Genomic DNA, 14440 nt, shown 5'->3' on the forward strand with positions numbered 1-14440 from the left:
ACCTTTTCGGCCTCTCTATATAAAAATCCTTTAATATCAATAACTTATATTTTGGCACACTAATTGCTTAATATTTCAAGCAAGAGGGGATTAATCATGAAAATGAAAAAATATTTTGTCAGAAACCTACAGGAAGGGTGGATGCTAATAAGGGAAGAATTAGGGGAAAATGCTATTATTGTTTCCATCAAAGAATCTGATGGACAATTTGAGATAATAGCAGCAAGCCCCGGAAAAAATACCCAGAAGCAAAAAAATCATTTATATGAAAGATTCAAAAAATCATTCAAAGATGAAAAAGATATATCAGGATATGAGAAGCTAATAGACCTGCTCACAAAACTTAAAAGCATAGATTTACCTGACAGTCTTTTAAATGAAATTCAGGACGAGATTTTCAAAATATATATCCCGGTTGTTGAGGGAATTAAAAAAGTAAATATCTCAAGCAGAATAGAAAGAACTCCTCTTAGAAAAAAATATATAAACATTCTTGGAAATATTTCCTCAGGGAAAAGCACAACAATAGCAAAGCTGGCTTCAATTCTAAATTTTGAAAGGGAGAAAAAAATAGCCGTTGCATCCTTTGATTTTTACAAAGTCGGAGGTTCAGAAGGTCTAAAACGCTTTGCAGAAATGATGCATATTCCGTTCTTCTTTATAAAAAATGAAAAGGAGCTAATCCTTTATAAAAATGCATTTGATGAGTATGAACACATTATCTTTGATACACCGGGAAATATTAGAAATCTCCCTGAGATTGAAAAGTTGATGACATTTATAACTTCAAGTCCTGAAGCAGAAAATATTCTCACAATACCTTTAACCAAAAAAGAAACACTGATTGATAAAGACATAAGATATTTCAGCAAATTTAATATAGACCATCTGATATTAACAAAATACGACGAAATAGAAACATTTAATCCGATTTACTTTATACTCGCCCATTACGACTACAAGATTAGCTATATAACAAATGGCCTTGAAGTTCCTCAAGATATTAAAACTGCAGATGAAATCTTATCCAGGATTGCAGAGGTGATAGACTGATGAGAGACCAGGCAGAAAAACTGAGAGATATGGTAAAGAATAGGAAATCCCTTGATTTTCAGGTTATTTCCATAACATCAGGTAAAGGTGGTGTTGGGAAAACAAGCTTTACTGTAAATCTAGCCTATCAACTTCAAAAGACAGGTAAAAGTGTTCTTATACTTGATGCTGACCTTGCTCTTGCAAATGTAGATATTATTTTAGGGGAACGTCCTAAATACAATCTTCTTCACCTTTTATCAGGTGAAAAAAATATAAATGAGATTATCTGGGAATCAAAATACGGAATAAAGTTTATTCCTGCATCTTCAGGATTTGAGGAACTGGCAAATCTTCCACAGGAAAAACAGATACAGATAATAAACTCTTTTCAGGAGATATATTACAACTTTGACATAATGCTGATAGACACATCAGCAGGAATATCTGAAAATGTAATTAATTTCTGCCTTGCATCTGACAGAACCATTGTTATAACAACACCTGACCCAACAGCTCTGGCAGATTCTTATGCAATATCAAGAATTCTCCTTAACTATAAACCGGACAATATGGATTTAGGCCTTGTGGTAAATCTGGTAGAAAGCGAAGAAGAAGCAGAAAAAATGTTCAGGGGAATGAATAACATACTAAAAGAGTTTACAGGTAAAGAAATCACTTACTACGGATTTATAAGAAAAGACAAAAAATTATCTGAATCAGTAAGGGATAGATACGTTTTATCTGCAGTAAATCCCAAGGCAACTTACAGTCAGGATGTTGAGGCAATAGCAAAATATATCATTGAAGGTAAAAGACCTGTTAGAAAAGAAAATTTCTGGAATAGATTTCTTAACAATCTTAAAAACTTAAAACTTGATTAGGAGGAGAGGCCATGAAGATTTCGACAAAAGAGAGAAACCAGATAATAATGGAATTCCTTCCAAAAATTCATTATATAGTCCAGTCTATAAAGCAGGAAAATCTACCTCCTACAATTACAGAAGAAGACCTTATTAACACAGGGGTTCTTGGCCTTATTGATGCAATAAATAAATTTGACCCTGAGAAAGGAGTTAAACTATCTACTTATGCAGAGATAAGAATAAGGGGTCATATAATAGACAGCCTCAGGAAACTTGACTGGGTGCCAAGGAATGTTAGACAAAAGGCAAGACATATTGAAACAGCAATTTTGGAAGTTGAACAAAAACTTGGTAGAGAAGCCTCTCCTGAAGAAATAGCAGAATATTTAGGTATGGATGTTGAAGAATATATGAAATATGCAGAAAAAATATCAAACAGTGGGCTTGTATCAATAGATAGCAAAGTTGGTTCAGATGAAGACGGAACAACAAGCCTGTGGCAGATTATATCCATCAATGATGACACCCCTGATAAGTATGTTGAAGAAGAAGAGTTGAAAAGAATAATAACTGATATAATATCTAAGTTAAAGGAAAGGGAAAGACTTGTTATAACACTTTATTACTATGAAGAACTTTCAATGAAGGAAATAGGTGAAATTTTAGGACTTACAGAATCAAGGATTTCCCAAATACATACAAAAACAATGATGAAAATTAAAAATATGATTAGGAAATACATAGATAAGGATTAGATGGAGAAAAATGTTTACATACATTACTTGATAGGCGAACTGGAGAGTTATGTTATAGATAACAGAAATAAAATAGAGAAGTTGATTAGTAATCAGAAAAAAATAAGTGTGCAGGATAGTGTTTTTATTTTTGATAAATTCTCAAATAGTTTAAGGAAAACCAAAGACCTGATAAAACTATCCCGTGAAATAAACGACAGAGATACCCTTAGAACCATATCAATTATATCCTCAGAAACAGTAGCATGGGTAATGTTCACCCTCCCTTCAATAGAATCCTCAATGCCTGTTTTTCTGGAAAATCTAATAGTTTATGACCGCCATATAATTGATGCTCTGGGGGAGTTATTGCTTGAATTTGATGAGTTTATAGAAACCCCTGAGAAACTAAAAGCGGTAAATCCTGAAGTGTTTAATATGATAAATGAGATATCAATGACGTTCGGTCATTTATCTAAAATGATTGAAAAAGGGGCAGTGGAAAATTAACGCCCCCTGACAAGAGATAATCCACCATCCACTATTATAGTTTGACCCTGTATCCATTTTGCATCTGGTGTGCATAAAAATCCGACAACACCAGCAATATCTTCAGGCATTCCCATTCTTCCAAGGGGTGTAAGTTTTATGGTTCCTTCTTTTACTTCTTCATAATTAGGGAATAACTGGATAGCCTCTGTATCTATTGGCCCTCCGGAAACTGTATTAACGTTTATTCCTTTAGGACCGAACTCAACAGCTGCATATCTAACAAGTGCTTCCAGTGCTGATTTTGCAGCACCGTGTATTGCATAATTAGGCATATAATCTCTGGTTCCTGTGGAAGATATTGCTATGATTTTTCCTTCTCTACCTTCCATAAGTGGAACAGCCCTTTGGGTGCTCCATATAAATCCCATTACTGTAATATCAAAAATTCTTCTTGTTCCTTTTTCCTTGAGTCTTAAAAATGGTGCAAATCCTCCTACAACCTCTCTTCCGGAAGCAACAGCATTACTGACAAAAATATCAAGATATCCAAACTTTTCTTTTATTTCATCAAAAACCCTGTCTATATCCTCTTTTTTCCCAAAATCTCCCTGAATTGCATAACCTTTTACACCTTTACTTTCTATTTCTTTTACAACTTCATCAGCTTTTTCCTTGTTTTTGTAGTAATTAATTATTACATCTGCTCCCATCTCAGCAAGTTTTAGGGCGATTGCTCTGCCTATTCCTCTACTTCCCCCTGTGATAAATGCAAGTTTTCCCTCAAGCTCTCTACAGGCCATTTATTTCCTCCTTTAGTGATGCTGATGTTTTTTAAGTTCTTCTAAGAATTTTTGGAGAAGTGTTTCCCCGTGATAACCTTCTTCCACAAGGCCAAGGAAAATTCTTATTTCATCTTCATTAGGTTCTCTACCTAAAATATCAATTATTTGTTCAAACTCAACAAAAGTATCCTTGTCCCATCCCTCTCCAAACATCTCACCATCTGTTACAGCGAGAGGGTCTTCAACTTTTGTTTTAAGGGCTTCTTTATATCCAAGGATAAACATAATTACCATTAAAACCAAAAAAACAGCTGCAATAATAATTGACAGAATTAATTCCATTTCTACCCTCCTAATTAAAATCTCTCAATTCTTCAAGAACCTGATATGCCTTTTTAGAATAAATTGTTTCCTTTGCAAGTTCAATACCTTCTTGCACAGTATCAACAATTCCAACAACTTTTAATGCAAATGCAGCATTAATCGCAACAAAATCTGTTTTTGGGGAATTATCCTTTCCTTCAAGGATAGAAAGGGCTATTTTCAGATTATAATCAAGATCTCCACCTTGAATATCCTGCAAGGAAGCTGATTTAAGTCCAAAATCTTCCGGTCTTACAGTATAGATATTTATTTCACCTTCATTCACTTCTCCTATAAGGGTTTCTCCTGTAATTGATACCTCATCAAGTCCTTCCATACCGTGAACCACAAATGCCTTCTCTATACCAAGATTTACTAAAACTCTGGATAAAGGTTCAACAAGTTTTTGGTCATAAACCCCCATAAGCTGATATTTAGCCTCAGCTGGATTTGAAAGGGGACCCAGTATATTAAAAATGGTTCTAACTCCTATTTCTCTTCTTTGTCTAATTACATTTTTCATTGCAGGATGGTAGATAGGAGCAAATAAAAATGCCAGTCCGATTTCTTCAAGGGCTTTTGCTGCCTTTTCAGGAGGCATTTCTATATTGATACCAAGGGCTTCCATTATATCTGCACTACCACATTTTGAAGAAACTGACCTGTTTCCATGCTTTGCAACCTTTGCCCCTGCCCCTGCAACAACAAATGCAGTTATTGTGGATACATTAAAGGTGTTTACCTTATCCCCGCCTGTTCCACATGTATCAACCAGCCTTGATTTATCCTTAACAGGAACTTTAACCGCATTCTGCCTCATTATTTTTGCAGCAGAGGATATTTCATCTACTGTCTCACCTTTCATTTTTAGCCCAATAAGGACAGCACCTATCTGGGCATCAGTTAGTTCACCTTGCATAAGAAGGGAAAACAGCTTCTCAGTTTCTTCAGGGGTTAAATCCTTAAACTCTGTAATCTTTTTGATTAGCTCTTTAATCATTTTTTCTCCGGTTTAAGGGATTTATCTAAGTATTCAATTGATGCCTGTTGTCTGAGTTTTTTAAGCTGTATTTCAAACTCTTTTTTAAGCTGTTTTTGAATCTCCTCACCTTTTGGTGGCTCTTGAACCATTTTATTTTCTTCTTTTTCTATATAAACAAAATAAATTCCTTTCTTATCAGGCACTTCAAATATATCTCCCACCTTGTGCTGCCATATTCTTTCATCAAGGGAGGATACAAGGTCACCTTTTTTAACTTCTCCCAGTAAACCTCCTTTTTCTGCTGTTAAAGGGTCATCTGAGTATTTTTTTGCCATTTCTGCAAAATTTTCAGGTGTGAGTTTTTCTTTTAAAAGATTATATTTTTCTTTAAAATCCGATTTCTGGCTGGATAGGAATATAATTCTGATTTTTCTAAGTTTTTCCTCTTTACCTTCTTTGATTCCACCAAACATACTTCTTCTTAAATAAATCTGGATGTATCTTTGAACAAGAAGCTCCCTTTTTACAAGGTCTTTAAACTCGCTGAAAGAAATATTCTGACTTTCAAGTTTTTTCTTAAATTCCTCTACGCTATCTATTCCGTTTACCTTTGCCATTCTAAGTATTGCCTGATTTATTTCTTCCGGAGAAACCTGTATTCCGTATTTTTCAGCTGCCTGTGCCACAAGTATCTGGTCAATTAATTTTTGGGCTGCCTGTTTTTTGTCAGTCACCCCGAACCACTGCATCGCCAGTTCAAGTTCAGACTGCAAAACAGGATAGCCGTTTATTACCATAACTATTCTGTCAAAGAGCTTAATATTGTCCTTTGCTGCGGCAAACCCTATAAAAAGTAATGTAAATAGGATTATTAATCTATTTTTCATATTTCTTTTTCCTTTTCTCAGCATAATTTTCAATTACTTTTTGCTGGTTCCTCTCTATTGCCAGTGCTTTATCCGGAACATCCTTTGTTATAACTGAACCTGAACCTGTTATTGCTTCTTCTCCTATTGTCACAGGAGCAACAAGCATAGTATCACTGCCGATAAAGGCTTTATCCTTTATTACGGTTTTATGTTTTTGGAAACCATCATAATTACAGGTTATTGTTCCTGCTCCGATATTAACATCTTTCCCTATCTCTGCATCACCTAAATAAGCAAGATGTTTTGCCGCCGTGTTTTCACCTACCACAGAATTTTTAACTTCCACAAAATTTCCTATCTGGGCATTTTGTTTTATAACAGAGTTGTTTCTGATTCTTGCATAGGGACCTATAACAGCATTATCTTCTATTACAGAATCTTCAATGATTGAACCTTTCAGAATTTTTACATTTTTACCTATTGTGGAATTTATAATGGTTGCATTTTCCTCTATAACTGTATCCTCTCCTATTGTTGTTCTGCCCTTTAGAGATACTCCCTGATATATCTCAACATCAGGAGACAATTCAACATCAAATTCTATATAAACTGTTTCAGGGTTATGGAATGTGGTTCCGGCATAAGACCAGAACTGGAGGTACTTCATTCTCAGGATATTTTCTGCTTTTGCTAAATCCCACCTGTCGTTGACACCTATAAACTGGGTGTAATCCGGAACAAGAAGGGCATAGACCTCTTTACCCATCTCATTAAGAAGCTGGATAACATCTGTAAGATAATACTCTCCCTGTGCATTATTGTTCTCAAGTTTGTCTATTACCTGTTTTAGATAAGGGGCATAAAATAGATAAATTCCGGTATTTATCTCGTTAATTTGCTGCTCTTCGTGGGTAGCATCCTTTTCTTCAACAATTTTTATTATTCTGTGGTTTTTATCTTTTATGATTCTGCCGTATCCCAGCGGGTTAGGAACCATTGTTGTTATGACAACACCGGCAATATTTTCATTTCTATAGTCGTGGCCACCTTCTGCCGGTGCCCCTTCAAATCTCATCATGGCATCCATATATTTGACTGCATTCTTTAGGGTTTCACCTTCAATAAGTGGAAGGTCACCATTCAGTATCATAACTATCCCATCAAAATCTTCCCAATATGGCTTTGTCTGGGCTACTGCATGTCCTGTCCCAAGCTGCTCTTCCTGCTCAACAAATACACAACCCTGACAATCTATAGCATTTTTAACCTGTTCCTTTTCATGTCCTATCACATATATAAGTTTTTCCGGATTAGCCCATCTGGCTGCAAGGGAAACATAATGAATCATAGGTTTCCCAAGAATTTTATGAATTACCTTTGGTTTTTTAGACCTAAATCTTGTTCCTTTCCCTGCGGCAAGTATCACTGTTATAAGTCTTTCGTGATGACAACCCATTGGCTACCCCTTTACCAGTGTATTTTCAAGTTTTTCTATAATATCCATAACTTTTTGATTTTTTGTTTTATAGGTTGCTCTGTTTACAATTAGCTTTGCTGAAGATGGGGCAATCTCTTCAATAACCACAAGGCCATTTTCCCTTAATGTTCTTCCTGTTTCAACAATATCAACAATAAACTCAGAAAGGCCTACCAGCGGTGCAAGTTCAATTGAACCGTAAAGCTCTATAATTTGAACCTCTATACCTTTTTTGCCAAAAAATTCCCTTGCTATATTGGGATATTTTGTTGAGATTTTTAGAGAAGTTGGATTTGAAAAATATTTTTCCCTATCCTGTGGAAGTCCTGCAACCATTATTGTGCAGGCACCAATTCCTAAATCAACAGGTCTGTAAACATCAGGTTTTAATTCCATCAGCAAATCATCACCGGCTACTCCAAGGTCTGCAACACCATATTCCACATAGGTTGGAACATCTTTTGCCCTGACAAGTAAAAATCTAAAATCTTTGGTTTCCAGAATAAGCTTCCTTGAGTTTTGCTGAACTTCTTCCTTTAAAATATCACTTTCTTTAAAAATCTGTATAGTCTGGTCAAACAATCTTCCCTTTGGTAAAGCAACTGTCAGCTTTTCCATAGATTACTCGCCGCGTTCCTTTGCAAATGGTATGCTTATCCATAGCTGGTCTACAGAACCATCATTTTTTATTTCAACTTCTATTCTATGGGAGTCAAACTGAGGATATTTTGCGAATACCTGAACTAAATCCTGCTGGAGTATTTCCGCAAAATTTGGTGGAAGACCTCTTCTTTCATAAGAAAGGACCATCATTAATCTGTTTTTTGCAACATCTGAAGATTTTTTTCTTTTAAAAAGGTCAAATAACGACATTATTACCTCCCAAATAACCTTGCAAAGAATCCTTTTTTAGTTTCCAGTTCAGTGAACGGAACTTCTTCCCCTTCTAATCTTCTTGCTATATTCATAAGTGCCTTTCCTGCAGCATACTCTTCATGGAGAACAATCGGTTCCCCTTTATTTGTAAAATCAACCATCTTTTCTTCATCAGGCACTATTCCTATTTTGGGAATTTGGAGAATCTCTTCTATATCCTCAACAGAAAGCATTTCTCCTTTTTTAACCTGATGAGGTCTTATTCTATTTATGATTAGTTTTATGTTTTCTTTTTCCATTTTTTCCAACAACCCAATTATCCTGTCTGCATCTCTTACAGAAGATACTTCTGGGTTTGTAACTACAAGTGCCTCATCGGCAGGGGTGGCAGCTGTTTTAAATCCCCCTTCTATACCGGCAGGAGAATCTATAAATATGTAATTAAATTCTTCCCTTAGTTCATCAACAATTTCTTGAAGTTGCTCCGGTTTAACAGCATCTTTATCCTTTGTCTGTGCAGCTGGAAGAAGATAAAGTGGATTTCCCCTTTTGTCCTTAACAAGTGCTTTTTTTGCCGGAACTCGCCCTTCTACAACATCCACAATATCATAAACAATTCTGTTTTCTAATCCCAGTATCATATCCAGATTTCTAAGCCCAATATCTGCATCTATGGTAAGCACCTTTTTCCCCATTTTAGCCAGTGCTGTAGCAATATTTGCTGTTACTGTTGTTTTTCCTACCCCGCCTTTTCCTGAAGTTACAACAAAAACTCTTGCTGTCATAATTAATACCCCTACTTCTTGTTTATTTGATACTTTCTATAACAATACTATTCCCATCAATATATGCCTTTTCTGGATATTCAGGCATTTCTTGTTGTTCAACATTATCAGGTGCCCTTGTATAAAAACTTGCTATTCTTAATTGCTGTGGCATAAGTTTTAGAGCCATTACTGTTGCCGTTTCATCTCCGTTAGCCCCTGCATGGACAACGCCCCTTAAGGCTCCCATCACTATAATATTACCTGAAGCTATTATATATGCATCAGGATTAACATCCCCTATAACAAGAACATCTCCGTCATACTCTATTCTTTGACCACTTCGGAGGGTTTTGTTAATAATCTTAAGTGATTTTTTCTCTGTGATTTCAGGTATCTGTCTCTTTGGCTTTTCCTTTTTTTCGTTTTTGTAGCCTAAAACTTTAGTATTGTATTTTTTTAGTAGTTGTTCAATTTTTTCTATCTCTTCATCAGAGAAGTCAGTATCTGATATATCAAGTATTGAAACGGAGCCTTTAAAAAAAGCAGAGGATAATTTTTCCTCCAATTCTTTTAAATTTTCTTCAAGGGATTTATTTTTGTCTAATTTAATAAGTAAAGCTGGAACAGTGACACCTTTAATCTCTAATCCCAAAGTTATCTCTCTTGAGTAATTTTTGTATATAAACTATCATAATATACCTTAGAGTAAGATTTCAATTTATAAGGAGGAATTCCAAAAAAATATGGAGGAATCTTTTAGTTCTTATTTCAGATACAAAGGAAATCAGCTTTTTTGTGAAGATATTCCTGTAAAAGATATTGCCTTTGAATATGGAACACCTGTTTATATATACAGTAAAAAAGCCATAGAAGATAAGATAAATCAATACAAAGAGGCTTTTACCGGTTATCCAACCCAGATATGCTATGCAGCAAAGGCAAATTCAAATCTGTCTATTCTAAAAATATTTAATAAACACGGACTTGGTCTTGATATTGTTTCAGGTGGGGAACTTTATAGAGGTCTAAAAGCAGGTTTTCCTGCAGAAAAAATCGTTTATGCAGGAGTTGGTAAAACTGACAATGAACTGATTCAGGCAATTGAAGCAGGAATCCTTTCTTTTAACGTTGAGAGTTTAATGGAACTTGATGTTTTAAATGAACTTGCAGGAAAACTGGGTAAAAAAGCAAATGTATCTATCAGAATAAACCCTGATGTTGACCCGAAAACACATCCTTACATCTCAACAGGAATGAAAAAAAGTAAGTTTGGCATAGATATGGAAGATGCTGAAGAAGCATTTTTAAAAGCAGATAAACTGCCAAATCTCAACCTTGTTGGTATCCACTGTCATATTGGTTCGCAAATTATGGATGTTTCTCCATATAAAGAAGCTGTTGAAAAAACTGTAGAACTGGTGCTGAAACTACAGAAAAAAGGGATAAAACTTAAGCACATAGATATTGGCGGTGGACTTGGGATCAAATACAAACCTGAAGACAATCCACCTCACCCAAAACAGCTTGCCGATATTGTTATTCCGGTTGTCAAAGAAACAGGACTTAAATTACTTATTGAACCGGGAAGGTCTTTAATAGGGGAAGCTGGCATACTTGTATCACGAGTATTATTCCTAAAGGATAAAGGAGACAAGCACTTTATTATCATAGATGCCGGTATGAATGACCTTCTTAGACCTGCTATGTATAATGCCTATCATCATATTGTTTCTGTGAAAAAGAAAAAAGAAAAAGTAGTGGCTGATATTGTAGGCCCAATCTGTGAAACAGGAGATTTCTTTGCTCTTGATAGAGAGATAGATAATGTTCAGAGGGGGAACTTTATTGCCGTTATGAGTGCAGGTGCTTACGGATTTTCAATGGCTTCAAACTACAATACAAGACCACGGGCAGCAGAAGTTCTGGTTGATGGAAATAAAACATATCTTATAAGAGAAAGAGAAACCTACGACTATATCATTCAGCCTGAATTAAATGCTTTAAATAATATAGATGGAGAGGTGAAATAGATGAAAGTTCTTGTCGTTGGCAACGGTGGTAGAGAACATGCACTTGCCTGGAAAATAAAACAAAGTCCCCTTGTATCTAAACTGTATGTTGCAAGAGGAAATGCAGGAATATGGCAGATAGCAGAGAAAGTAGATATATCTCCAACTGATGTTGAAAAGCTCGTCGAATTTGCATTAAAGGAAAAAATAGACCTGACTGTTGTTGGACCAGAACAACCTCTTTCTGAAGGAATTGTTGACGCATTTGAGGAAGCAGGACTGAAAATATTTGGCCATAGAAAAAATGCGGCTATCTTAGAAGCCAGTAAAGTATTTGCCAAAAATTTTATGAAAAAATACAATGTTCCAACGGCATTTTATGAAACATTTGACAACGAAGATGACGCAATAGATTTTATCAAAAAAATGGGAACCCCTATTGTTATAAAGGCTGACGGTCTTGCCGCAGGAAAAGGAGTTGTAATTGCAAAAACAGAAGAAGAGGCAATCCAAACAGTAAAAGATATGTTCGGCGGTCTATTTGGAGAAGCAAGCAAAAGAATTGTTATAGAAGAGTTTCTTGAAGGTGAAGAGGCTTCATATATAGCCATGGTAGATGGAGATAAACTTGTCCCAATGGCAACATCTCAAGACCACAAACAGATATTTGATGGAGATAAAGGCCCAAATACAGGAGGAATGGGGGCATATTCCCCTGCACCAGTGATAACTCCGGAGTTAGAGCAGGAAATACTTGAAAAAATTATGTATCCAACTCTAAAAGGTATGCAGGCCGAAGGCCGCAGAATGAGAGGATTTCTGTATGCAGGACTTATGATTGGGCCAAAAGGGGTAAATGTTCTTGAGTTCAATGTAAGAATGGGAGACCCTGAAACACAGCCAATTATGAGAAGACTGGAAAGCGACCTTGTTCAACATATTCTTGATATTCTTGATGGAAAGATAGATTCTGTTCAGCCTGTATGGAGTGAAAAATGGGCTATAGGTGTTGTTATGGCCTCAAAAGGTTATCCCGGAAAGTATGAAAAAGGCTTTGAAATAACAGGAATAGAAGAAGCAGAAAAAGACCCTGATATTGTGGTATTCCATTCAGGAACAGATATCAAAAATGGTAAACTGGTAACAGCAGGAGGAAGAGTCCTGACTGTCACAGCAGTTGGAAACACATTAAAAGAAGCAAAAGAAAAAGCATATAAAGCTATTGAAAAAATACATTTTGAAGGTGCCCATTATAGAAAGGATATTGGAGACAAAGGTATTAAAAGATTACAACAACTTTCATAAGCAGGGGGTTTCTCCCCTGTTTTATAAATAATCTTTAAGTAAAATTGATAAAATCATAAAAAAACCACCAAATCCTGCCAGTATTATTCCTATTGTTCCATTACGGGAAAGCTGATTAATAACAATACTGTTGATATCTGTTTTATCAATAAATCTTATTTTTTCAACAGGAATTTCCTGACCGTCAACAATCAAAACGACTTTCCCATCCTCTTTTTTTACTGCTTTTATTTTACCGCTGAAATGTTTACCATCATATAGCACAATGCTAACAGTCTTATCTTTAGGAATAAGTTTTTTATATAAATAAATCTGATCAATATTCAGAAAATAATAACCTGTTACAACAGATATAAATCCACCTAAGAAAAGGGTATAAAGGAAAATAGAAATAAAAATTCTTTTCATCTTCTCATCAATTCCAGAATTTTTGAGTCGGCGGTAAGCTGACCGATAAAGTTATTGGTTATAGAAAAGTAGTAGATTGTAGAGAGGATAATCAAAAATATCAAAAATCCACCTGCAGCCCCGAGGGTTCTATCTGCAATAGAAAATTTTTTCTTTCTATAAATATGTCTTCTTAGATACCTATAAATAAAAAAAGAAAAACCAAAAATAGTAATCAAAATCAGAAAAAAGGAAAAGAAAGAAAGTATCAATTGTGATGTTTTGAAATAATTTGACAAAAAGCTGGCAAATGGTTTTTCATAATAAAGGGCAACAAAAAAACCTGCCCCTATTCCTATGCTTTTTATAAATAGTTCGGTAAATCCTCTATATGCACCTAAAAGAAGAAGATAAAGAAGCAAAACAGACAAAATTAAATCAAGCACCATTATCCAGAAAGTTTATTTTTAACTATGGCACTGACAGTTGCACCGTCAGCCCGGCCTTTCACTTTTTCAAGAACAGCTTTCATAACTCTGCCCATATCCTTCATAGAGGAAGCACCCAGCTCCGCTATAGTTTCATCAATGATTTTTTCCAGCTCTTCCTGAGAAAGAGGCTGGGGCAGGAACTCCTGAACCACACCAAGCTCAAATTCTTCCTTTTGGGCAAGATCTTCCCTACCTGCTTCTCTGTATTGTTTTATAGATTCTTTTCTTTGTTTTGCGTATCTTTGTAAAACTTCTATGATTTCTTCATCTGATAATTCTTTTTTCTTATCTATTTGAACTTTTTTAATCTCAGATATAAGCATACGGATAACAGATAATCTGTCCTTTTGGCCGCTTTTCATTGCGGCTTTCATCTCATCCTGTAGCTTCTTGAGAAGCTCAGCCATTATAAACTCCTTATAAGAGACCTTTTTTCTTGAGTGCCTTAATTAATCTTTTTCTTGCTGCTCTTTGTTTTCTTTTTCTTTTTACAGAAGGTTTTTCATAAAATTCCCTTCTTTTCATTTCTGTGATGATACCTTCTTTTTCGCATATTTTCTTGAATCTTTTTAAAGCTTTTTCAAAGCTTTCTCCTTCCTGAACTCTAACTACTGCCATCTAATATCAGTCCTCCTTTTTAAATTTTGATTTTTATAGGATAAAACAGTTTTAATATATATGTCAAAGTTTGGTCACTTTATATATATCCTCTTTGTCTTCATAGTATAGAACAATTTCAAAACCATCTAAATTCTGAAGGATTTCCAGCATTTTTGAGTCTTTTGCTTTCAGATATTTTTTTGTTGTTGTTAGGTCTTCTACATCTTCTGATGGAAGTGTATCCACAGAAAATATTTTATCTTCTGATTTCCATATACGGGATATTAATCCCATTGTAGGATGTTCCTGAACTTCTATTGGGAACATAGAGATTAGTTGTTGAGGGGTTATAGTTATCTCTAATTTTGTTGGGTAAAATCTTTCAAGCCTGAAATGGCTCAAATAAAC

20 protein-coding genes are annotated in these 14440 nt (G+C 35.2%); 6 read left to right on the top strand and 14 right to left on the bottom strand.

Annotation, left to right across the window (positions count from 1 at the left end; translation table 11 throughout):
* The first annotated feature begins 96 nt into the window (after window positions 1-96).
* From MVE07_RS04215 to MVE07_RS04230, 4 genes are read left to right on the top strand one after another with little or no spacing between them, the layout of a single operon-like run.
* Window positions 97-1053 (top strand): hypothetical protein, encoded by a 957-nt coding sequence (locus MVE07_RS04215; protein ID WP_297454429.1) that lies wholly within the window; start codon window positions 97-99, stop codon window positions 1051-1053.
* Window positions 1053-1916 carry a MinD/ParA family protein gene (locus MVE07_RS04220; RefSeq protein WP_297454432.1) on the top strand — a complete coding sequence of 288 codons (864 nt, stop codon included), beginning with the start codon at window positions 1053-1055 and terminating at the stop codon, window positions 1914-1916. Before MVE07_RS04215 ends, MVE07_RS04220 begins: the two co-directional genes overlap by 1 nt.
* An 11-nt stretch (window positions 1917-1927) precedes the next feature.
* A complete protein-coding gene (locus tag MVE07_RS04225) occupies window positions 1928-2653 on the top strand; it encodes a FliA/WhiG family RNA polymerase sigma factor (protein WP_297454435.1) in 726 nt (241 codons plus the stop codon).
* Complete coding sequence (locus MVE07_RS04230; protein WP_297454438.1) at window positions 2654-3142, top strand: hypothetical protein; 489 nt, start codon at window positions 2654-2656, stop codon at window positions 3140-3142.
* Here the strand turns inward: MVE07_RS04230 and MVE07_RS04235 are convergent.
* From MVE07_RS04235 to minC, 9 genes are read right to left on the bottom strand one after another with little or no spacing between them, the layout of a single operon-like run.
* Window positions 3139-3924: an SDR family oxidoreductase gene (locus MVE07_RS04235; RefSeq protein ID WP_297454441.1), complete on the bottom strand. Its 786-nt coding sequence runs from the start codon at window positions 3922-3924 to the stop codon at window positions 3139-3141. The two genes, MVE07_RS04230 and MVE07_RS04235, sit on opposite strands and share 4 nt — an antisense overlap.
* A gap of 12 nt (window positions 3925-3936) precedes the next feature.
* On the bottom strand, window positions 3937-4248 hold the full coding sequence (locus tag MVE07_RS04240; protein ID WP_297454444.1) for a hypothetical protein: 312 nt from the start codon (window positions 4246-4248) through the stop codon (window positions 3937-3939).
* Window positions 4249-4258: 10 nt separating this feature from the next.
* Window positions 4259-5269, bottom strand: a complete 1011-nt coding sequence (gene trpD, locus MVE07_RS04245; RefSeq protein ID WP_297454446.1) for an anthranilate phosphoribosyltransferase — start codon at window positions 5267-5269, stop codon at window positions 4259-4261.
* Complete coding sequence (locus MVE07_RS04250) at window positions 5266-6162, bottom strand: peptidylprolyl isomerase (RefSeq protein WP_297454448.1); 897 nt, start codon at window positions 6160-6162, stop codon at window positions 5266-5268. Before MVE07_RS04250 ends, trpD begins: the two co-directional genes overlap by 4 nt.
* Window positions 6128-7576, bottom strand: a complete 1449-nt coding sequence (gene glmU / locus MVE07_RS04255; RefSeq protein WP_297454450.1) for a bifunctional UDP-N-acetylglucosamine diphosphorylase/glucosamine-1-phosphate N-acetyltransferase GlmU — start codon at window positions 7574-7576, stop codon at window positions 6128-6130. The genes MVE07_RS04250 and glmU overlap by 35 nt, the downstream gene beginning before the upstream one ends.
* A gap of 3 nt (window positions 7577-7579) precedes the next feature.
* A complete protein-coding gene (gene hisG / locus MVE07_RS04260) occupies window positions 7580-8215 on the bottom strand; it encodes an ATP phosphoribosyltransferase (protein WP_297454453.1) in 636 nt (211 codons plus the stop codon).
* Between the two features lie 3 nt (window positions 8216-8218).
* The gene (minE, locus tag MVE07_RS04265) at window positions 8219-8470 is read right to left on the bottom strand and encodes a cell division topological specificity factor MinE (protein WP_297454456.1); all 252 of its coding nucleotides are present in this window, start codon (window positions 8468-8470) and stop codon (window positions 8219-8221) included.
* 2 nt (window positions 8471-8472) lie between these two features.
* On the bottom strand, window positions 8473-9258 hold the full coding sequence (minD, locus tag MVE07_RS04270) for a septum site-determining protein MinD (RefSeq protein WP_297454459.1): 786 nt from the start codon (window positions 9256-9258) through the stop codon (window positions 8473-8475).
* A 22-nt stretch (window positions 9259-9280) separates the two neighbouring features.
* The gene (gene minC / locus MVE07_RS04275; RefSeq protein ID WP_297454462.1) at window positions 9281-9892 is read right to left on the bottom strand and encodes a septum site-determining protein MinC; all 612 of its coding nucleotides are present in this window, start codon (window positions 9890-9892) and stop codon (window positions 9281-9283) included.
* Between the two features lie 91 nt (window positions 9893-9983).
* Here minC and lysA point away from each other — a divergent pair, with 91 nt between their 5' ends.
* Window positions 9984-11270, top strand: coding sequence for a diaminopimelate decarboxylase (gene lysA, locus MVE07_RS04280; RefSeq protein WP_297454465.1), 1287 nt, complete (start codon window positions 9984-9986; stop codon window positions 11268-11270).
* Entirely contained in the window at window positions 11271-12554 is a 1284-nt protein-coding gene (purD, locus tag MVE07_RS04285) for a phosphoribosylamine--glycine ligase (protein WP_297454468.1), read from the top strand.
* A gap of 21 nt (window positions 12555-12575) precedes the next feature.
* On the opposite strand, the gene MVE07_RS04290 is transcribed toward purD, so the two are convergent.
* The 5 genes from MVE07_RS04290 to MVE07_RS04310 all read right to left on the bottom strand — a co-directional run bounded on the left by MVE07_RS04290 (window position 12576) and on the right by MVE07_RS04310 (window position 14434).
* Window positions 12576-12962 (bottom strand): hypothetical protein, encoded by a 387-nt coding sequence (locus tag MVE07_RS04290; RefSeq protein WP_297454471.1) that lies wholly within the window; start codon window positions 12960-12962, stop codon window positions 12576-12578.
* Entirely contained in the window at window positions 12959-13390 is a 432-nt protein-coding gene (locus tag MVE07_RS04295) for a CvpA family protein (RefSeq protein ID WP_297454473.1), read from the bottom strand. The genes MVE07_RS04290 and MVE07_RS04295 overlap by 4 nt, the downstream gene beginning before the upstream one ends.
* Window positions 13390-13839, bottom strand: a complete 450-nt coding sequence (locus MVE07_RS04300; RefSeq protein WP_297454476.1) for a GatB/YqeY domain-containing protein — start codon at window positions 13837-13839, stop codon at window positions 13390-13392. Before MVE07_RS04300 ends, MVE07_RS04295 begins: the two co-directional genes overlap by 1 nt.
* A 10-nt stretch (window positions 13840-13849) precedes the next feature.
* Complete coding sequence (rpsU, locus tag MVE07_RS04305) at window positions 13850-14050, bottom strand: 30S ribosomal protein S21 (protein WP_029520262.1); 201 nt, start codon at window positions 14048-14050, stop codon at window positions 13850-13852.
* Between the two features lie 63 nt (window positions 14051-14113).
* Window positions 14114-14434: a hypothetical protein gene (locus MVE07_RS04310; RefSeq protein WP_297454480.1), complete on the bottom strand. Its 321-nt coding sequence runs from the start codon at window positions 14432-14434 to the stop codon at window positions 14114-14116.
* Window positions 14435-14440 lie beyond the last annotated feature (6 nt).

The sequence above is a fragment of the Persephonella sp. genome (genome assembly GCF_027023985.1).
Lineage (GTDB): Bacteria > Aquificota > Aquificia > Aquificales > Hydrogenothermaceae > Persephonella_A.